Here is a 19,182-nt window from a genome sequence, read left to right as displayed (position 1 = left end):
GTTGCAGTACCGGCACTCCCAGCACGGCACGATCTGCTCGGCGACGATGCGGTCACCGACCTGCACGCCCCAGCGCCGGGACGCCTCCTCGTCGAGCTGCTCGATCCGACCCGTGAACTCGTGACCCGGCACCGTGTCCGTCTCCGCCCACGCCGGCCGGTTCTCGTCCCCCCAGAACTTCGCCGCCCCGTGGTAGCACTTCAGGTCACTGGCGCAGATCCCCACCGCCTCGACCTTCAGCAACGCCTCACCGGGGCCGGCTTGCGGCATCGGGATCTGCTCCAGCCGGTAGTCCTCGGGGCCGTGCACCACGACCGCCTGCATCGTGCCCGTCATGTTCTGCTCCTTCGCAGGTCCGCCCGACACCGTCGGGACCATCGTCGGTCGGCTCCGACCGTACGGCGACTCTGCACACATGTCCAGCACACCTGTTCAGCTGACACACAGGAGACCTGCCCCCGGGCGGCACGTCCGCCCAGTACGGTGATCCGGACCAGGAGGTGCCAAGGTGGCCAAAGGTGACGGCCGGTTCCCGCTCGCCCTCGCGCACACGGCGGCGACGTTGTACTACCTGCAGGACGCCACCCAGGCGGAGATCGCGGAGCGGCTCGGCACCTCCCGCGCGACGGTGAGCCGCCTGCTCCAGGAGGCCCGCGACCGGGGACTCGTCCGCATCGAGGTCCTGCCCCTGCCCCAGGACGACCCCGACGACCTGGCCACGCGGGTGCGCGACGCCCTGGGTCTGACGGCCGTCTGGCTCACCGCCCCGACGAGCAGCGCCCACCTGGCCGAGGCCGTCTCGCCCGTCCTCGCGCGCGTCCTCGCGGGTGTGGGGTTGCGCGAGGGCGACGTCCTGCTCGTCTCCTCGGGCCGCACCGTCTACGACCTCGCGCAGCGGGAACTGCCGACGTTGCCCCCGGTCGTCGTCGCCCCCATGGTCGGCGGGCAGGACGAACCCGAACCCTGGTACCAGACGAACGAGATCTGCCGGCGGATCGCCGTCGGTGTCGGCGGCACCCCCCGGTTCCTCTACGCCCCCGCCTTCCCGGGGCGCGCCCTGCGCCGCAGCCTGGTGGCCGACCCGGAGTTCAAGCGGTTCGCGAACCTCTGGGAGACGGCGCGGTGCGCCGTGATGGGCGTCGGCGCCCCGCCGCTGCAGCGCTCCTCCATCCCCGGGTTCGTCCCGACCGGCGAGGCGCCGCTGAAGGACTCGGTGGGCGACGTGGCGTCCCGGTTCTACGACGCCGCCGGCGTCGAGATCACCTACGACGGCGCCGACCGGCTCATCGCCATCCCGCTCGACGTCCTGCGCCGCGTGCCGGACCGCATCGCCGTCGCCTACGGCGCGCTCAAGGTCCCGAGCGTCCTGGCCGGCGCCAAGGGCGGGTTCTTCAACCACCTCGTCACCGACCCCGGGACGGCGACCGCGCTCCTGGCGGCGTGAGGGCCCGGCCCGCTCGCGGTCGGCCCGCAGCACACGTGCTTCCGCCTCGTCCAGGTACGTCCGCAGCAGCGCTCACGCGGCCCCGACGCGACCCGGGGCTAGGGTGCGGAGATGCCCCAGAACACCTCCGGACCGACCTACGGCGTCGACCTCGTGACCTTCTACCACCCTGGCTTCTGGGGGGTGGACACCACTGAGGAGATGGTGGCCTGGTGCGCCGAGAACCCCCGCCGGATGTGGGAGCGCATGCTGGACGCGCTCGCCGCCGCGGGTGTCCCCGGCATCGAACTCACGTTCCCGCCCCTGGACTTCCACAGCGCTCTCGCCGCGTTCGGTTCGGTCGACGGCGTCCTGGAGGCCTTCTCGGCCCGCGGGGTGCGGGTCCTGTCGGGGTTCTTCAACGGCACCCACTGGGGCGGGATCGACCCGCAGGTCGCCGTCGCCGAGGTGGCGGACTACGCCGCGTTCCTGCAGCGCGCCGGGGGTGAGGTCCTGGTCCTCGGGACGCCGATGCTGGCCGGCGGTCCCGACGCCCCCGTGCCCGCGCTCTCCGCGCAGGAACGGCGCGCCGCCCTCGAGCACCTGGCGCGCGTCTGCGACGCGGTGGGGGCCGCTCTGGCGCACCAGGGAGTTCGCCTGGCCGTGCACACCGAGTCCCACTCGATCACCGTCGAGGCCGAGGACGTGCGCACCCTCATGGCGCTCACGGACCCCGCCCTCGTCGGACTGTGCCCGGACTCGGCGCACCTCACGCTGTCCGGGACGGATCCCGTCGCGATCGCCCGCGAGTTCGCCGACCGGGTCCTCGTCTCGCACTGGAAGGACGCCGCGGGACCGTTCCCGAGCGACCTCGTCCTCGACGAGGACGTCCACGCGGTGCACCGCCGCTTCATGCGTCCGCTGGGGCAGGGGGCGGTGGACTGGGCCGGCTGGGCCGAGGCCATGGCCCTGACCCCGACCGCCGGGGTGCGCCTGCTGGAGCTCGACGCCGCCGCGGACCCGGTCGGCGAACTGCTGGCCGCCCAGGCCTTCGCGCGGGGTCTTCCGCCCGTCGCCTGAGCCGCGACAGCCCGCCGGGCCGGCGGGTCAGCGGGTGGCGCGCCGCAGCCGGACGGCCAGGGCGGCGACGTGGGCCGCGGCGTTCCGGCGCGCGGCCTCCACGTCGCCGGCCTCGACGGCCTCCACGATGCGCCGGTGCTCGGCGACGGCCAGTTCGCGGTGTCGCCGGTCGGTCCACAACCCGGCCCCGAAGAGGTGGGCGCGGACCTCCAACCGCCGCAACGTGTCGGCGAGCGTGGCGTTCCCGGACAGCTGGCGCAGCAGGGCGTGGAAACGCACGTCGAGGGCGGCGTCGACCGCCGGGTCCGGCGGGTCGCCCAGTGTGCGCTCGTGCTCTGCCAGGGCCTCGACGAGTCGTCGGACACCCTCCGCGTCGGCGCGGTTCGTGGCCTCCGCGGCGGCCAGCCCGTCGAGGACCTCGCGCACGCGCAGGACCTCCTCGAGTTCGGACGGCCCCACCGTCGCCACCCGCGCCGCGCTGTGCGCGGAGGTCACGGCGATCCCCTCGGTGATGAGGCGCTGCACGGACTCGCGCACCGGGCTGCGGCTGACGCCGAGCTCGACCGCGAGGGCGGCGACGCTGAGCACCGTCCCGGGCGGCAACCTCCCGTCGACGACGCGTTCGAGCAGGTCCGCGTAGACCGTGTCACCGAGCAGTTCCGCCGAGCTCACGCGGTCAGCCCTTCGGCGTGCCGTAGTTCGCGCGGATCCGCTCGGCGAGGTAGTCGGCGGCCGTGATGGGCGGGTAGGTGCCCTGCGGGGTCTCGATGAGCACCTCGCGGTTGGCCTGCGCGAAGAACGGCATGCTGTAGCGGGGCCCGGTGTACTCCCCCCGTCCGGGCATCCGCACCCGGTGGAAGTTCGACAGCAACTGGTCGTCGCTCCACCGCATCAGCATGTCACCGATGTTGCACGTGATGGCGTCGTCGGAGGGGACGACGGACGTCCACTCCGGAGCGTCGAGGTCCCGTCCGGGACAGACCTGCAGACCGCCCTGACCGGTGCGCTGGAACAGCAGCGTCAGGCAGTCGAAGTCGGTGTGCGCACCGGCTCGCCACACCCCCGGGTCCGCCGCGACCCCCGGCGGCAGGGCGGGGTAGTGCAGGATCCGCAGGGTCGACTGGTAGGTGTCCGACTCCGGGTCGTGGGCGCGGGCGAAGAAGTCGCGGTCGAACCCGAGCCGGTCGGCGAAGCAGGACAGCACGCGCATCGCGAGTTCCCAGCAGCGCCGTTCGAAGGAGTCCATGAACTCCGCGAAACCGGGCAACTGCTCCTCGCTAGGGTAGAGGGCCGCCATGTGCGGTCGCGTCATCTGGTAGGACTCCTTGCGGTCCGGAGTTCCCACCGACGGCCGCACCTGCGTGCCGGACTCCCACCCGGCGTTCTTGGCCCTCTCCAGCGGCAGGGTGCCCTTCACCTCGGCCGGCAGGTCGAAGAACTCCCGCGCGAACGCGAAGGCGCGGTCCACCGTCGCGGCGTCGATGCCGTGGTTGACGACCTGGAAGAACCCCACCTCCGTCGCGGCGGTCCACAGCGCCTCCGTGATCTCACCGCGCCGGGCCTCGAAGTCGCTCAGGTCGACCTGCGGGATCTCCCGGTCGGTCTCGACGCCGACACCCCCCATCCGGGACTCGCGCTGCAGTTCGGTCATGGGCGGGGGCGTCGTCATGGCACCACCCTCCCCGCTGCATGCAACCGTCCGCAAGAACGGCCGTGTGAACATCGTGTTGCATGTCGTGACCGCGTCTTGTGGTCGATCCACCGGGCCACGACAGTCGGTTCCGTGAAACTCGAGCCCTCCCCCGCCTCCCCGCCCCCCACCGCCGTCGTCGACGTCACCGTCTGGACGGGTGAGCGGTGGGCGGAGCACCAGGACGTCCTGCTGCGCGACGGCACGGTGGTGCAGGTGCGCGACCACGTCCCGGGCACACCGGGCCTGGACGGCACCGGGGGCCACCTGCTCCCGGGTTTCGTCAACACCCACACGCACCTGCAGCAGGCGACCTGCCGCGGCGTGGGTGAGGGCCAGCCGCTGCTGGCGTGGTTGCTGAGCGTCGGCGAGCACATGGCGGCGCTGACCCCGCGCACGGCGTACCTCGCCGCCGTCGCCGGCGCCCTCGACGGCCTGCGCAGCGGTTCGACGACCCTCGTCGAGCACATGTGGCCCCACCCGTCGGAGGAGGTGCACGACGCGGTCGTCCGGGCGCTGGAGGACGTCGGTGTCCGCGCGACTCTGGGGCGCGGGGTCGCCGACCGCGTCGACGCCACCCGCCGCTGGGGTTTCGACCCCCGGCTCGTGCAGCCGCTCGACACGGTCTTCGAGCACGTGCAGCGGCTCGTGAGCCGCACCGCCGGTTCCCGGACGACCGTGGGACTGGCCGTGCCGAACCCCCGCAGCCTGACACCCGCGGGCCTGCGCGCGGTGCACGAGTTCGCCCGCGAGCACGGCATGACGACGTCGATCCACCTGCTGGAGACGACGACCGACGACGACATGTGCCGCGAGCACGCGGGCGTGGGTGCCGTCGAGTACCTGGCGGCGGAGGGTTTCCTCGACGACCGGACGCTCACCGTGCACGGCGTCGCACTGGGCCCGGCGGACATCGCCACCCTCGCCGCGACGGGTGCGGCGGTCTCGCACAACCCGATCTCGAACATGCGCCTCGGGTCGGGGGTCGCGCCCGTGCTCGACCTGCGGGCGGCCGGGGTCCCGGTCGGGCTCGGGGTCGACGGGGCGGCGTCGAACGACCGCCAGGACATGCTGGAGACCCTGCGCCTCACCGCCTACCTGCAGCGCGCCCTGCACCGCCGGGCCGACGCACTGGGTTTCGGCGACGTCGTGGCGATGGCCGTCGACGGCGCGGGCGCGGCGCTGGGTCTGCCCCGGCGGCCGGGCGGCGGGGTGACCGTCGGGACGCCGGCCGACCTCGTCCTCGTGCGGTTCGACCGGGACTTCGGGTGCCTGCCCGTCACCGAACCCGGCGCCGCCCTGCTGACGACCGGGTCCCCCCGGGTCGTCGACACCGTGCTCGTCGACGGCGAGGTGGTCCTGCGGGACGGCCGGAGCACCCGCATCGACGAGGGGGTGCTCACCGAGCGGCTGCTGGGCCTGTGACACGAGGCCTGACGCGAGACTCAGGTGCGGGTGCGGCGCTCCAGCGCGGACAGCTGGTGCTGCAGGGTCGCGGTGGCCTCGTGCAGGGCGCGGTAGGCCGGGTACAGCTCGGCGTACACCTCGGCGGCGGCGGGGTCGGGTTCGGTGGTCGCCTCGACGCTGTTCCAGGTGGTGTCCACGTCGACGGCTCCCAGGGCGACGGCGGCGAACTTCGCGTCCCCCAGGGAGGCACCGATGCGCTCGGCCGGCAGTTCCTGCCGCAGGCCCGTCACGTCGGTGACGATCTGGGGCCACAACGCCGACCCGGTCCCCCCGCCCACCGCCACGACGCGGCGTATGTCGACGCCCGCCGCGCGCATCTCCTCGAGGTTGTGCCGCACGCCGAAGGCGGTGGCCTCGAGCAGGGCGCGGTCGACCTCGCCGCGGGTCGTCCGCAGGGTCAGCCCGAGCAGCGCCCCGCGGGCGTCGGCGTCGGCGAAGGGCGTGCGCTCACCCGCGAAGTAGGGCAGGGCCACCAGACCGTTGGACCCGGGGGGCGCGGCGGCCGCCTCGGCGACCAGCTCCCCCACGTCCGGGGAGCCGATCGTCTCCCGCCACCACTCCACGGCGCTGCCGGAACTGGCCATCCCCGCAGCCAGCGTGCTCTGGCCGGGCCGGACACCCGCCGTCCCCCACAGCGAGGGGTGCACGCGCGGACCGTCGGTGACGGCGATGAAGAACGTCGTGGAGCCGTACATGACCATGACGTCGCCCGGTCGTCCCACGTCGACGCTCTCCGCCTCGGCCCACGCGTCGCACGTCCCCGCGGCGACCGGTGTCCCGACGGGGATCCCCGTCGCCGCGGACGCCCCGGCCGTCACCGTCCCCACGCGTTCGGACGGCCACACCAGCCGCGGCATCGGCAGACCCTTGGCGATCTCGTCGCAGCGGTCCTCGATCCACGCGCCGGCGTGCCGGTCGTACAGGGGGGTGGACTGGCTCGCCGAGTGCTGGTCGAGGACGTACTCCCCCGTCAGCCGGAACGCGAGGTAGGAGTTCGACATGAAGAAGTACCGGGCGCGGGCGAACACGTCCGGTTCGTGCCGCCGCAACCACTCCAGCTTCCCGCCGGCGGCCTGCGTGGACATGCGGGACCCGCAGCGCTGCAACAGGTCCTGCGCGCCGTAGCGCTCCTCGAGTTCGACGGCCTCGGCCACGGAACGGGTGTCCACGCCGTAGAGCACCGCGGGACGCAACGGCGCTCCGTGCTCGTCGGCGAGCAGCACGGTGGGCCCGATCCCGCTCGTCCCGACCGCGACGACCCGCCCGTGCACGACGTCAGCGGGATCGGCCGCCCGGTCGGTGAGCTCGCGCGCGATGGCGCAGAAGTCCCCCCACCAGACGGCGTCCGCGTCGTGCTCGACGTACCCCGGACGGGGGTGGTCGGTGCGGTGGCGTCGCGACGCCCGCGCGAGGACCTGCCCGTCGAGCGTCGTCAGGACACCCTTGCTGCTCCCGGTGCCGACGTCGACGCCGAGCAGCAGTTCCCGAACCCCACTCACGCCCGCCTCCTCGCGCCCGTCCTGGGCGCATCCTGTCATCCCGCACGGCGGGCAGGGGTGGCGGTCGACGAGTGAGCGGACCCGCTCAGCAGGACGACGCGGAGGTCTCCCCGTCGGTCGCCGCGGTCTCGTAGCCGGTGATCGCGTCGACCTTGGCCGCCGAGGCGCTGGAGGTGTCGAAGACGTAGCCGAGGAACTCCTTGGCCAACCGCCGCGCCAGCTCCTTGCCGATGACCCGTTCGCCCAGGGTCAGGACCTGCCCGTCGTTCGACAGGACCAGGCGCTCGACCGAGAAGGAGTCGTGCGCGACCGAGGCGCGGATGCCCGGCACCTTGTTCGCCGCGATGGCCACCCCCATGCCCGTGCCGCAGACGAAGATCCCGCGGTCGGCCTTCCCGGCGGCGATCGTGCGGGCGCCGGCGACGGCCACGTGCGGGTAGGCCGTCTTGTCGGCGTCGGAGCCCACACCGACGTCGATGACCTCCTTGACGCGGGGGTCCTTCAGCAGGTCGGCCTTGATCGCCTCCTTGTACGAGACGCCGGCCTCGTCGGCCGCCACCACGACACGCCACTGCGGATCGGACATCGTTGCCTCCTGGGGTTCGGGAGCGACGGCCCGTCCGGGCCGCCCCACCCCCGGAGCAACACCCGTCCGCGCCCGATGTTTCCCGTCCCGAGGGCCCGGGCCCGGGATCTCGGGGTGCGGACCGCCCCACCCCTTCCTACGGTTGACGTGTGCCGGTCCACGGCACCACCGACGAACAGGAGTGGGCATGTCCCTCGTTGACAAGGCCAAGAACGCCGTCCAGCAGACCGTCGGCAAGGCTGAGGAAGCCGTCGGGAAGCGCACCGGTGACCAGGAGCAGATCGCCCAGGGCAAGAAGGACCAGGCCATGGGCGCCGCTCGCCAGGAGACCGAGAAGGCCAAGGACGCGCTCGACGACAAGTGAGTCGGGCCCAGGCCCCCGCCCACCAGGGGCGGGGGCCCGCTGTTTCCCCCGCACCGGGGGGTCTGGACCGTCTCCTCGTCGCAGCCCTCCGGGCGGCCGAGCAGGCGGTGTGCGTCGCCGACGTGAGCCTTCCGGACGAACCCGTGGTCTGGGTGAACGATGCGTTCACCCGCACGACGGGGTACGACGCCGCGGAGACGGTGGGCCGGAACTGCCGCTTCCTCCAGGACGGCCTCGCGGAACGCGGTTACGACGTGCGTACGCCGGCCGCCCAGATCCGGTCCCTGGTCGACAACCGCACCGGTGGAACGGTGCTGATCCCCAACCGTCGTCGCGACGGCTCGGTGTTCTGCAACGAGCTCGCGCTCTCGCCGCTGCCGGAGGAGGACGGGACCGTCCGCTACTACGTCGCGGTCCAGCAGGACGTCACCGCACGCGAACAGGCTCAGGCCGCCCGCACCGCGGTGGAGACCGAACGGGAGGAACTCGCCGACCACCTCCAGCGTCAGCTCGTGCCCGACCGGCTCCCGGACGTGCCCGGTCTCGACGTCGCCGTGCGGTACCAGCCCGCCACACGGGCCGACGGCAGTCGGGGCGAGGTCAGCGGCGACTTCTACGACCTCCTGCAGCTGCCCTGCGGCGGAACCCTGGCCGTCATCGGTGACGTCTCCGGTCGCGGGCCGCAGGCGGCCGCCACGACGGCCGCCCTGCGTTGGGCCGTGCGCGGGGTCGCGGGCGTCGTCCCCGGTCCGGCGGAGGTGCTGCGGCAGGTGGGCCTCGCCGTGCTTGACACGCTCGGTGACCGCTTCGCGACCGTCGCCGCCGTGCAGTTCACCGGGTCCACGGACGACCTGCGGGTCCCGGTCACCGGCGACGTCGCGCTGGCGGGGCACCCCTGTCCGGTGGTCGTGACACCGTCGGCGCCGAGCCGTTTCGTCGGGAACCCCGGCATGCTCCTCGGCCCCTTCCCGGACCCGGACGTCCAGGGTTGCCCGGTGGACCTGCGGCCCGGTGACCACCTGGTCCTCTACACCGACGGCGTGACCGAGGCAGCCGCCCCGGACCACGACCTGTTCGGAGACGAACGCCTGCTGGCCGCCCTCGACGCGCTGCCCGACAGGGCGTCCGCCCGCGCCGACGAGGTGGCCGACGCCGTGCTGCGGGCCGTGGCCCGCCACGTGGGTGACGGTCCCACCGACGACCTCACCCTCATGGTCCTGCACCGCCCGGTACCCTGACCCACCCCCGGAACGGCTCCAGCAGCGGGCCGTGCCTCCGCCGCACCACCGTCCGCTCCGGGAGCTCTTCCGTGTCCGACCCCGCGTCCGACCCCGCGTCCGACCTCGTGTCCCCACCCGTCCGCGTCGTGCACGTGCCCCGCGCCCACGGGTACGTCGACCACCTGCAGGACGACCGCGTCCCCGGGGTCGTCGTCGTCGACGACGGGACCCCGTCCGGACCCGGCTGGCACTCCTCCCGCGCCCTCGAGGCCCGGTGGGTGCTCGACCACGCCGCGGAGTTCGACGCGCTGCACCTGCACTTCGGGTTCGAGGGCCGCACCGTCGACCAGCTCGACGACCTCGTGCGGGCGCTGCGCACCACGGGCCGGACCCTCGTCCTGACGGTGCACGACCTGCAGAACCCGCACCTGCGCACGCAGGAGGCCTACCTGGCGCTCCTGGACGTCCTGGTGCCGGCTGCCGACGTCCTCGTGACGCTCACCCCGGGCGCGGCGGCCGAGGTGCACTCCCGGTGGGGCCGCCGTCCCACCGTCGTCCCGCACCCGCACGTGGCCCCGCTGGAGGAGGTGGGGGTCCCCCACCCGACCCGTTCCCCCCACGTCGTCGGGGTGCACCTGAAGAGCCTGCGGGCCAACCTGCGCGCGGTGCCGGTGCTGCGGGCGCTCGCCACCGCCGCGCAGGCGGTGACCGCCTCGGGAACCCCGACCACCGTCCGCGTCGACGTGCACTCCGAAGCCCTGGACCCGGGGTTCCCGCGCTACGACGGGGAACTCGCGCAGTGGCTCCTGGTCGCCCAGGACGAGGGGAACGTGGAACTCCACGTCCGCGACCGGTTCGACGACGCCGAGCTCGCGGACTACCTGCGGGCGCTGGACGTCTCGGTCCTGGCCTACTCCCACGGGACGCACTCCGGCTGGCTGGAACTGTGCCACGACCTCGGCACCGTCGTGCTCGCCGACCGCGTGGGTTTCCTGCACGAGCAGCAACCGCTCGTCCAGGCCGACCTCACCGACCCCGTCGCGGTCGCGGACGCGCTGCGGCGCGCCTTCGCCGGCGTCCCCGGGTCGGCGGCGACGGTGCAGGAACGGCGGGCGCAACGCCTCGCCGTCGCCATCGCCCACCGCGCGCTCTACCGGGTGGGGGTGCCGGTGTGATCGGCTGGTACGTCCACCACCAGGGCGCCGGGCACCTGCAGCGCCTCGTCGCCGTCACCCGCCACCTGCGGACGCCCGTGACGGCGTTCAGCTCGGCGCCCCGACCGCCGGGTTTCAGCGGCGGCTGGGTCGAGCTGGAACCCGACGACACCCCACCCGTCGACCGCCCGTCCGCGACGGCCGGCGGCCGGCTGCACTGGGTTCCCCAGCACCACCCCGGGCTGCAGGACCGCAACGCCACGATCACCGCCTGGATCGCGCAGCACCGGCCCCGCCTGTTCGTCACCGACGTCTCGGTGGAGGTGACCGCGCTCGTGCGGCTGTGCGGGGTTCCCGTCGTGGTCGCCGCGATGCTGGGCGACCGGCACGACCCCGCGCACCGGCTCGGACGCGACCTCGCCGAGGCTCTCCTGGCCCCGTGGCCCGGTCCACCCGCCCGCCCCGGTGCCGCCGGAACCCCCGTCGTGCACGTCGGGGCGTTCTCCCGCTTCGACGGCCTGCCCTCCTCGCCGTCCTCGACGCGCCCCGGCACCGTGCTGGTGCTGTGGGGCAGCGGGGGCCGGGACGTGAGCGACGAGCAGTTCCGCGCCGCGAGGGCCGCCACACCGGGGTGGACGTGGGAGTTCCGGGTTCCGGGTTCCGCGCTCGGAGAGGCTGCGGGAGAGGACGTCTGGGACGCCCTGCAACGGGCTGAGGTCGTCGTCGTGCACGGCGGGCACAACGCCGTCGCGGAGGTCGCCGCGGCCCGGCGCGCGGCGGTGGTCGTGGCGCAGGAACGGCCGTTCGCCGAGCAGTTGCGCCGCACCGAACTCCTGCGCGCCGAGGGTCTCGTCGCCGTCGACGCCTGGCCGGCGCCGGACCGCTGGCCGGACCTGCTGGAGCGGGCCCGGGCCGTCGGTGCGGAACCGTGGCGCCGGTGGGCGCCCGGTGACGGGGCAGAACGGGCCGCGGCGTTCCTCGACGCCGCGGTCGACCGGGCCGGGGTGCCCGCGTGAACCCGTCGCGGACCGCGGTGCTGACGATCGTCGCCGGCCGCCACGAGCACCTGCGCGGCCAGTTGCTCGGGCTGGCCCGGTCGCACCACCCGCCGGCCTGGCACGTCGTCGTGGCCATGGGCGACCCCGCCGTGGGGGACGTCCTCGAGACGGTTCCCGCACCCCCCGGCACCCGTCGGGTGCTCCTGGAGGTTCCCGTCGGACCGGACGGCGAACTGCCGCTGGCGGCCGCCCGGAACGCGGCGGCCGGGACCGCCACGGACCTGGGCGCCGAACTGCTCGTCCTCCTCGACGTCGACTGCGTGCCCGCCCCCGGACTGCTCACGGCCTACGAGGCGGCGGCCGTGACCGTGCGCGACGTCCCCGGCCCGCGGTTGCTCTGCGGACCGGTCGCCTACCTCCCGCCGCACGTCCGGGTCCGCGACGCGGGCGACCTCGCCGCGCTGCCCGGTGCGGCGGCCCCCCACGCCGCCCGTCCGGTGCCGGCCCCCGGGGAGGTGCTGCGGGCGACGGCGGAGCAGTGGTGGCTGTTCTGGTCGCTGTCGTTCGCCGTCACCGCGCAGGACTGGGCGCGGTTCGGGGGTTTCTGCGAGGAGTTCCGCGGCTACGGCGGGGAGGACACCGACGTCGCCGCGACCGTCCGCGACCTCGGGGGAGCGCTGTTCTGGGTCGGCGGCGCCGACGCGTTCCACCAGCACCACCCGACGCAGAACCCCCCGGCCCAGCACCTCGAGGCCATCCTGCGCAACGGCGCCGTCTTCCACCGCCGCTGGGGCTGGTGGCCCATGACCGGCTGGCTCGAGCAGTTCCGCGCCGCCGGTCTCGTCGACTACGACGCCGCGACGCGGTCCTGGACGGCGGTGACGGACCGGCCCGGCAGTCCGACGGGAACCCCGGCGGCGGCGGCCCGCAGCACCGTCTCGTAGCGGGTGACCATGGTCTGCGCGGACAGGTGGGACAGCGCGGCGGCCCGCACCGCGGCGCGGTCGAGGGCCAGCGCGGCAGGCACCGCGGCCGCCATCGCCGCGACGTCGTCGGCGCGCACGACGACCCCGGCGGGGTCACCCACGTTGGAGCGCAGCACTTCGCTGATGCCGCCGCGGTCGAACGCGACGACCGGTGTCCCGCACATGGCCGCCTCGGCCGCCACGAGCCCGAACGGTTCGTCCCACACCGGGGTGACGAGGACGGCGGCGGCGCGCCCCACGGCGGCCGCCAGGTCCCGGCCGCCGAGGTGGCCGTGCCACGTCGCGTCCCGGCCCAGCCGGGGTGCGATCTGCGTCGCGAAGTACTCCTCGTCCAGCGCCGGGCCGACGAGGTCGAGGTGGTGACCGGCCCTCGCCGCGGCGTCCATGGCCAGGTGCGGCGCCTTCTCCGGGACCAGGCGACCGAACCACAGCAGGCCACCCCCGCCGGGACCGAGGGACCAGCGGGCGGGGTCGACGCCGTTGTGCACGACGTCGGCCGAACTCACCCACGGAGCCCACTGCCGCGCCGTGAACCGGCTGACGGCCGTGAACGCGTGCGAGGAACCCCCGGCCGCGAGCGCCGCGGTCAGCCAGGGCGTCGGGGGTGTGTGCAGGGTCGTGACCGTCGGGAAGGGCAGCGTCGTCGCCAGGGTCAGGGGCAGGTGGTGCAGGGAGTTGTTGTGCACCACGTCGACCTCACCGGCGTAGGTGGTGCGCAGGGCGTTGAGGACCGCGAGGTGGGCCTGGTGCTCGCGCAGGAACGCCGCGGCGGGCATGGACGGGTCCTGCCGGGACAGCTCGTCCGGTTCCCACCCGCCACCGGCGAGGACCTCGGGCTGGGCGCCCGTGGAGCCGGCCGCGGCGAACAGCAGGACCCGGTGCCCCCGGGCGCGCAGGGCCTCGACGAGACCGCCGACGAAGGACTCCAGTCCCCCGACGTACGGTTCGGCGACGGGGAAGCGGCTGGGACCCAGCACGGCGACCGTGAGCCGGCGCGCGGAGGCGGCGGTCGGGGTCGGCGTGGAACGGGGCACCCGCAGATGCAAGCACGTCCCGGCCCCCTCCGCGTGCGCTGGCTCAGCCGGTGAACCCGTCCGAGCGCGCCTAGGGTGCGGCTGTGACCGGACGGCAGCAGCACTACGCCCACTTCCACGGCCTCCTGCCGCTGGAGCGGGACGACCGCCCCCTGGTCCTCGTCCACGGCAACTGCCAGGCCGAGTCGCTGCGCGTGCTGCTGGCCGGCGACGGGAACACCCCCGTGCGGACCGTCCGCGTCCCACCCGTCCACGAACTCACGGCGCAGGACCTGCCCCGGCTGCAGCACGTCCTCGACGCGACGGACGTGGTCGTCTCCCAGCCCGTGCGCGACGGGTACCGCGACCTGCCGCTCGGGACGGCCGAACTGCTCGCGCGGGCACCCCGCCGGCCGCGGCTCGTCGTGGTCCCGGTGCTGCGGTGGGCTGCGTTGCACCCGTTCCAGGTGATCGTCCGTTCCCCCGAGGCCGGCGAACCCCCCGTCGTGCCGTACCACGACCTGCGCACGCTGACGGTGGCCGCAGGACGTCCGGAACTGCCGGAGGTGCCGTCGCCACGTGCCGTGCGGGCCGTGCGCGACCTGTCCGCCCGCGAACTTCGCAGCCGCGGGGACCGGCACGACGCCCTGCCCGTCGTCGACCTCTTCGAGGCGGCGGGCGCGGGCGCCACCCAGACCGTGAACCACCCCGGCAACGTCGTGCTGCGTGGTCTGGCCGGTCGGGTCCTGGCCGCCCTGGGCCTGCCCGCGGACGTGCCCGACCCCGGACGGACGCTGCTCGACAGCGTCCACGCGCCGGTCCTGCCCGCCGTCCTCGCCGCGTTGGGGACGCCCGGGCCGGGGCGGACCGACTGGCTCGTGCACGGCCGTCCCACGGGCGACGCCGAGGTCCGTGCGGCGCAGCTGCGCTGGTACGCCGAGCACCCGGGTGTCGCCGAGGCCGGGCTGGCACGGCACGCCGAGGCCGCGGCGGAGCTGGCCGCGTGAGCGGCGTGCCGACGACGGGCCGGTCCCTCGTCCAGCTGGCGGTGGGTCCCGCCGAGCACGGCGTCACGGCCGCGGCCCTCGCCCAGTGGGAGGTGCTGCGCCACGACCCGGGCACGGTCCTCGTCCGCACCCCGGCCCAGCCGGGCGTCGACGGGCTGGCCACGGCCCTGCGCGGGGTCCCGGCCGGGGTCGTCCACGCGCACGTCACGGACAGGTTGTTCGGCCGGTCCCCGGAGGAGGCCGCCGACGTGCTCGTCGAGTTCGCCGCCGGGCGCGACCTCGTCGTCTCCCTGCACGACCTGCCGCAGACCAGCGACGGAGCCCGGAACCTGCCGCGCCGCTCCCTGGCCTACCGACGCGTGGCGGAGGCCGCGCGGCACGTCGTCGTCGCCAGCCGCCACGAGGAGCGCCTGCTGCGCGCCTGCGGGGCGGACGTCCCGTGCACCGTCGTGCCGCTGCCCGTCCCCGACCTCGCGCACGCCCCCGCGGAGGACCGGGCCGCGCCGCTGCGCACCGTCGCCGTCCTCGGCTACCTCTACCCCGGGAAGGGTCACGAGCAGGTCCTGGCCGCCCTCGACGCGCTGCCGCCGGGGGTGGGTCTGACGGCCGTCGGGCGCCCGTCCGAGGGGCACGAGGACCTCGTCGCGGCGCTCCAGGCCCGGGCCCGGGCCGTGGGCCGCACGTGCGAGGTCACCGGGTACGTCCCGGACGCCGACCTGCCCGCGGTGCTGCGGTCACCTGTGCTGCCGGTCGCCCCGCACGAGCACCTGTCGGCGTCGGGGTCGATCAACGCGTGGACGGGTGCGGGCCGGCGGCCCCTCGTCCCCCGCAGCGACTACGTCACCGAACTCGAGGACCGGACCCCCGGGGCCCTTTGGGTCTACGACGGACCCGACGGGCTGGGGGCGGCGCTCGCCCGCGCGTGGGCGCAGCCGGACCTCACCTGGGCGACTCCGGGGACCGTGCCCGGGCCGACGGTCGCCGACACCGTCGACCTGCTGCGCGGCGTGCTCTCGGGGGTTCCGGCGTGAACGCCCCGCTGGTGTCGGTCGTGATGCCGCACTACGAGGCGCCGCACGACCTCGCGCTCGTGCTGGCCGCGCTCGAACTCCAGGAGCACCCCCTGGACCGGCTGGAGGTCCTCGTCGCCGACGACGGCTCCCGCGAAGCGCCCGACCCCGGCGGGCGCCCCTACGCCGTGCGGGTGCTGCGCCAACCCGACGAGGGGTTCCGCGCCGCCGCCGCCCGGAACCTCGGCGCCCGCGCCGCCCGCGGGGACGTCCTGTGCTTCCTGGACTCCGACACCGTCCCCGAACCCGGGTACGTCGCGGCCGTCGTCCGCGCGGTGGCGGCCGGGGCGGACCTCGTCGTCGGCCGGCGACGGCACGCCGACCTCGCCACGACCACCCCGGAGGCGTTGCGGTGGTGGCTGTCCGGCGGCGGGGACGCGCCGCGGGAGTTCGACGAACCGGCGTGGTTGCGGGAGGCCTACGACCGGACGGACGACCTCGCCGCAGCCGGGGACGACGCCTACCGGTTCGTCATCTCCGCCGTGCTGTCGACGACGCGGACGCTGTTCGAGCAGGTCGGGGGTTTCGAGGAGGAGTTCGCCGCCTACGGCGGGGAGGACTGGGAGTTCGCCCACCGCTGCTGGCTGCGGGGTGCGACGTTCCGGCACGCGCGCGAGGCCGTGGCCTGGCACGACGGCCCGGACTTCGCCGGCCGCACCGACGACGACGAGGCCCGCCGCTCGCGCAACGTCGAAGGGCTGACGCTCGCGCGGTTCGTCCCGGGTCACGCCACCCGCGGGGACCAGCTCGTGTGGACGCACCCCGACGTCGTCGTGACCCTCGACGACACCGGGGTTCCGGTGGCCGACGTCGTGGCCGCCGTCCGGTCCCTGCTCGCGGGGTCCGACGCGGGGGTCTGGTTGCGCGACGGGGCCGCGCTCGCGGCGCTGGAGGACCCGCGCGTCCACCGGGGGGACCCGCCACCCGCGGTCCTGGCCCGGGCCCGGTACCGCGTCGGGCTGGACCGCCCCGTGGTGCTCGCAGGCGCGACGCTGGCGGACCTCGCCGAGGTCGCCCCCGCCGGCGCCGGCGCGCACCTCACGGTCCGCCGCACCCGGGACCTGCACCGCGCGGGCCCCGGCGTCGAGGTGTTACAGGTGCCCGGGGTCAGCGCCGAACCGCCGGTGGCCGTGGACCTGCAGCGCCTGTGGGGGCGCGAGGACCACCGGCGGCGGCCTCGGTTTCAGCGGTCGCTGCGGACGCCGTTCGTCGCGACGGAGTGCCCGGTGGCCGCGCCGTAGGCCGGGAGCACCTCGGCGTCCACGACACCGCCGTCGACGAGGTGGGCCAGGCAGCGCACCGCGAGGTCGCTGGAGCCGTAGACGTGGTGGGCGAGCAGCGCGAGGTGCTTGACCTGTTCGGCGTCGAGGTCGTCGAGCCGGGCGAAGTCCTTGACGTACGCGACGTCGGCCTCGATGGCCTGCTGGTGGGTCGTGAAGATGTTGCCGTCCAGGACACCGGGCGCGATGGGCCACTTCTTGAGCGCGGCGAAGGTGTGCAGGACGAAACCCTGGGCACGCAGTTCCGCGTCGACCTCGCCGAAGAGCGGCTGGTCGCGGTACAGCGGGACGAACGACATCTCCGTGTGGACGGCGACGGCCCCGGCCAGGGTGGTCCGGCCGTTGCGGAAGATCGTCAGCTCCGAACCCTGCACGTCGATCTTCAGCAGGTCCAGGGGTCCGAGGTCGGCGATGTCGTCGAGCCGGGTCGTGGCAATCGTGCTGCGCTGCAGCACCTCTCCGTACCGTGCGAACTCGTTGAGGGTGGACAGCCGCTCGACGTCGGGTTCGAGCAGGCTGGTCATGCCGTTCATCCAGGTGACCTTGAGCTCGTGCTCCCCGCCGTCCCCGACGGCGTGCGGGAGGTAGCGCTCGTTCGGCCCCGCGGCGGCGAGGAGTTCGGCGAGGGCCTCGGGCTGCGGTTCGAAACCCACGACGGTGCACAACCCGTCGCGCAGCATCGGCCCGTAGGGCGGGTCGCCGTCGATCGGGTTGGCACCGATGTCGACCACCGCCGTCAGCCGCGCGGTGTCCACCAGGTCGACCCAAGCCTCGGCCACGTGCTCCCTCGTTCCCTCGGTTCCGTCGGGTGCGAGCATGTCAGCCCCACGACCACCGGGCGCGACGGAGCGCCGGTGACGACGCGGACTCCAGCTGTCCGGGTGCCTGACCCGAGGCCGACTACGGTCCGCTGCATGGCAGACGCACGGCAGGTGGACTGGGGACGACAGCTCGTCGAGCAGCTCGACTGGCACTGGCGCACGGCGCTCCGCCCGCGCCTGGAGGGGCTCACCGACGAGGAGTACCGCTGGGAACCCGCGCGGGGCGCCTGGAACGTCCGGCCGCGGGGCACCTCGACCGCGCCCGTGACGGCCGGTGCTGGTCCCTTCACCATCGACTTCGCGTTCCCCGAACCCGATCCGGCGCCGGTCACGACGATCGCCTGGCGCATCGGGCACCTCGTCGTCGGCGTGTTCGGGATGCGGGTGGCCGCGCACTTCGGCGGCCCGCCGTTCGCCTACGAGACGCACGAGTACCCCGGCGACGCGGCGACGGCCCTCGCCCAGCTCGACGAGACGTACGCGGCCTGGCGCGACGGGGTGGCCGGTCTCGACGCGGAGGCACTGACCCGCCCGGTCGGGGCGGCCGAACCGGGGTGGGCGGACCACGCGGTGGCCGAGCTCGTCCTGCACATCAACCGGGAGGCCATCCACCACGGAGCCGAGATCGCGCTCCTGCGGGACCTCTACGGCTGGCGGTGAGCGGCGGGCGCTCCGTCACCGGTCAGGTGACCGGCACCGCACCGCCCGAGGCGTTCGGTGGGCCGGACAGGTGACGTCTCGCGGTCCGGACCGCTGGTGAGCGGGCCGCTGGCAGGCTCGGCGGGTGCGCCCCGTCCTCGTCCTGCCCGTCGCAGCCCTGGTCGTGGGTCTGGTGCTCTCGGCCTGCGGCAGCCAGTCCGCGACCCCTGCGTCGCCCGAGACGCCGACCGCCGCACCGACGGGGGCTGCGACGGCACCCTCGGTGACGCCTGCACCGACCCCACCGGACGACGAGTGGGTCTCGAGCGGTCCCCTGGCGACGTCCATGCCGACCCGCACCTGCGTGACCCAGGAATCGCCCGTCCAGGACGGTGTCAGCACGACGTCGATGAGCTGCTTCGACCCCTCGCACTACGCCACCGAGCCACCTTGCGAGCCACCGTCGGGGGTCACCGAAGGGTTCTTCTTGTGCGTGGTGACGCCGAAGCTCACCCAACGCGTCGTCGACGACTGGAACTAGTACGCCGACGAGGAAGACCGGGCCAGCGCTGAGCGCCAGGGACTGTCGTTGGAGGAGTACCGGCGCCAGAACCCTGACCAGCACGAGGACGGATCGCCCGTGGTGCCCCTGCCTTGACCTAGTCGCACGTGTGCTCGTACCCGTCCGCACGCGACGGAGGTCGGACGGTCCGGATGGCGCCGAACAGGCGGTGGACCGGCTGCCGTCCTGCCACCCTGGTCACGTGGACCACTCCGCACTGGTCGCGACCGTCGAAGAGCGCGCCTACGGCGGCGGGCCCGGACCGACGGTGTCGTCGCGACCCGATCCGTGCGACCACCCCTGCGCCAGACGGTCTGCGTCGT

At 74.6% G+C, this 19,182-nt stretch carries 20 protein-coding genes; 13 read left to right on the top strand and 7 right to left on the bottom strand.

Annotated elements, in window-relative coordinates:
- Positions 1–336: alcohol dehydrogenase catalytic domain-containing protein (locus AB0637_RS22465; protein ID WP_366174922.1), on the bottom strand; the 336-nt coding region annotated here is incomplete at its 3' end.
- Positions 337–508: 172 nt separating this feature from the next.
- On the opposite strand from AB0637_RS22465, the gene AB0637_RS22460 reads away from it, so the two are divergent.
- A complete protein-coding gene (locus AB0637_RS22460) occupies positions 509–1,444 on the top strand; it encodes a sugar-binding domain-containing protein (protein WP_366174921.1) in 936 nt (311 codons plus the stop codon).
- Between the two features lie 111 nt (positions 1,445–1,555).
- Positions 1,556–2,503, top strand: coding sequence for a sugar phosphate isomerase/epimerase (locus AB0637_RS22455; RefSeq protein ID WP_366174920.1), 948 nt, complete (start codon positions 1,556–1,558; stop codon positions 2,501–2,503).
- A 27-nt stretch (positions 2,504–2,530) separates the two neighbouring features.
- On the opposite strand, the gene AB0637_RS22450 is transcribed toward AB0637_RS22455, so the two are convergent.
- On the bottom strand, positions 2,531–3,175 hold the full coding sequence (locus AB0637_RS22450) for a GntR family transcriptional regulator (RefSeq protein WP_366174919.1): 645 nt from the start codon (positions 3,173–3,175) through the stop codon (positions 2,531–2,533).
- 4 nt (positions 3,176–3,179) lie between these two features.
- Entirely contained in the window at positions 3,180–4,172 is a 993-nt protein-coding gene (locus AB0637_RS22445; RefSeq protein ID WP_366174918.1) for a 2-oxoglutarate and iron-dependent oxygenase domain-containing protein, read from the bottom strand.
- A gap of 114 nt (positions 4,173–4,286) precedes the next feature.
- Here AB0637_RS22445 and AB0637_RS22440 point away from each other — a divergent pair, with 114 nt between their 5' ends.
- Positions 4,287–5,618, top strand: coding sequence for an amidohydrolase family protein (locus tag AB0637_RS22440; protein WP_366174917.1), 1,332 nt, complete (start codon positions 4,287–4,289; stop codon positions 5,616–5,618).
- Positions 5,619–5,638: 20 nt separating this feature from the next.
- On the opposite strand, the gene AB0637_RS22435 is transcribed toward AB0637_RS22440, so the two are convergent.
- Positions 5,639–7,159, bottom strand: a complete 1,521-nt coding sequence (locus AB0637_RS22435; RefSeq protein ID WP_366174916.1) for an FGGY-family carbohydrate kinase — start codon at positions 7,157–7,159, stop codon at positions 5,639–5,641.
- Positions 7,160–7,244: 85 nt separating this feature from the next.
- Positions 7,245–7,745, bottom strand: coding sequence for a ribose-5-phosphate isomerase (locus AB0637_RS22430; protein WP_366174915.1), 501 nt, complete (start codon positions 7,743–7,745; stop codon positions 7,245–7,247).
- Between the two features lie 187 nt (positions 7,746–7,932).
- Here AB0637_RS22430 and AB0637_RS22425 point away from each other — a divergent pair, with 187 nt between their 5' ends.
- From AB0637_RS22425 to AB0637_RS22405, 5 genes are all read left to right on the top strand, one after another.
- Complete coding sequence (locus AB0637_RS22425; RefSeq protein WP_366174914.1) at positions 7,933–8,109, top strand: CsbD family protein; 177 nt, start codon at positions 7,933–7,935, stop codon at positions 8,107–8,109.
- A complete protein-coding gene (locus tag AB0637_RS22420; RefSeq protein WP_366174913.1) occupies positions 8,106–9,347 on the top strand; it encodes a SpoIIE family protein phosphatase in 1,242 nt (413 codons plus the stop codon). The genes AB0637_RS22425 and AB0637_RS22420 overlap by 4 nt, the downstream gene beginning before the upstream one ends.
- 71 nt (positions 9,348–9,418) lie before the next feature.
- Complete coding sequence (locus tag AB0637_RS22415; RefSeq protein WP_366174912.1) at positions 9,419–10,504, top strand: glycosyltransferase family 1 protein; 1,086 nt, start codon at positions 9,419–9,421, stop codon at positions 10,502–10,504.
- Positions 10,501–11,499, top strand: coding sequence for a hypothetical protein (locus AB0637_RS22410; protein WP_366174911.1), 999 nt, complete (start codon positions 10,501–10,503; stop codon positions 11,497–11,499). Before AB0637_RS22415 ends, AB0637_RS22410 begins: the two co-directional genes overlap by 4 nt.
- Positions 11,496–12,425: a galactosyltransferase-related protein gene (locus tag AB0637_RS22405; RefSeq protein WP_366174910.1), complete on the top strand. Its 930-nt coding sequence runs from the start codon at positions 11,496–11,498 to the stop codon at positions 12,423–12,425. The genes AB0637_RS22410 and AB0637_RS22405 overlap by 4 nt, the downstream gene beginning before the upstream one ends.
- Here the strand turns inward: AB0637_RS22405 and AB0637_RS22400 are convergent.
- Positions 12,329–13,501 carry a glycosyltransferase gene (locus tag AB0637_RS22400; RefSeq protein WP_366174909.1) on the bottom strand — a complete coding sequence of 391 codons (1,173 nt, stop codon included), beginning with the start codon at positions 13,499–13,501 and terminating at the stop codon, positions 12,329–12,331. The genes AB0637_RS22405 and AB0637_RS22400 overlap by 97 nt on opposite strands.
- 83 nt (positions 13,502–13,584) lie before the next feature.
- Between AB0637_RS22400 and AB0637_RS22395 the strand changes: the two genes are divergently transcribed.
- From AB0637_RS22395 to AB0637_RS22385, 3 genes are read left to right on the top strand one after another with little or no spacing between them, the layout of a single operon-like run.
- Entirely contained in the window at positions 13,585–14,487 is a 903-nt protein-coding gene (locus AB0637_RS22395) for a WcbI family polysaccharide biosynthesis putative acetyltransferase (protein WP_366174908.1), read from the top strand.
- Positions 14,484–15,518, top strand: coding sequence for a hypothetical protein (locus AB0637_RS22390; RefSeq protein ID WP_366174907.1), 1,035 nt, complete (start codon positions 14,484–14,486; stop codon positions 15,516–15,518). The genes AB0637_RS22395 and AB0637_RS22390 overlap by 4 nt, the downstream gene beginning before the upstream one ends.
- Positions 15,515–16,798, top strand: coding sequence for a glycosyltransferase (locus AB0637_RS22385; RefSeq protein WP_366174906.1), 1,284 nt, complete (start codon positions 15,515–15,517; stop codon positions 16,796–16,798). The genes AB0637_RS22390 and AB0637_RS22385 overlap by 4 nt, the downstream gene beginning before the upstream one ends.
- Here AB0637_RS22385 and AB0637_RS22380 read toward each other — a convergent pair.
- The gene (locus AB0637_RS22380; protein WP_366174905.1) at positions 16,741–17,616 is read right to left on the bottom strand and encodes an FkbM family methyltransferase; all 876 of its coding nucleotides are present in this window, start codon (positions 17,614–17,616) and stop codon (positions 16,741–16,743) included. The genes AB0637_RS22385 and AB0637_RS22380 overlap by 58 nt on opposite strands.
- A 135-nt stretch (positions 17,617–17,751) precedes the next feature.
- Here AB0637_RS22380 and AB0637_RS22375 point away from each other — a divergent pair, with 135 nt between their 5' ends.
- Positions 17,752–18,318 carry a DinB family protein gene (locus AB0637_RS22375; RefSeq protein ID WP_366174904.1) on the top strand — a complete coding sequence of 189 codons (567 nt, stop codon included), beginning with the start codon at positions 17,752–17,754 and terminating at the stop codon, positions 18,316–18,318.
- Between the two features lie 124 nt (positions 18,319–18,442).
- Positions 18,443–18,838, top strand: a complete 396-nt coding sequence (locus AB0637_RS22370) for a hypothetical protein (RefSeq protein WP_366174903.1) — start codon at positions 18,443–18,445, stop codon at positions 18,836–18,838.
- The last annotated feature ends 344 nt before the right edge of the window (positions 18,839–19,182 follow it).

It is taken from the genome of Kineococcus sp. NPDC059986, from assembly GCF_040702905.1.
Lineage (GTDB): Bacteria > Actinomycetota > Actinomycetes > Actinomycetales > Kineococcaceae > Kineococcus.
This window is presented reverse-complemented; position numbering and strand designations above follow the sequence as displayed.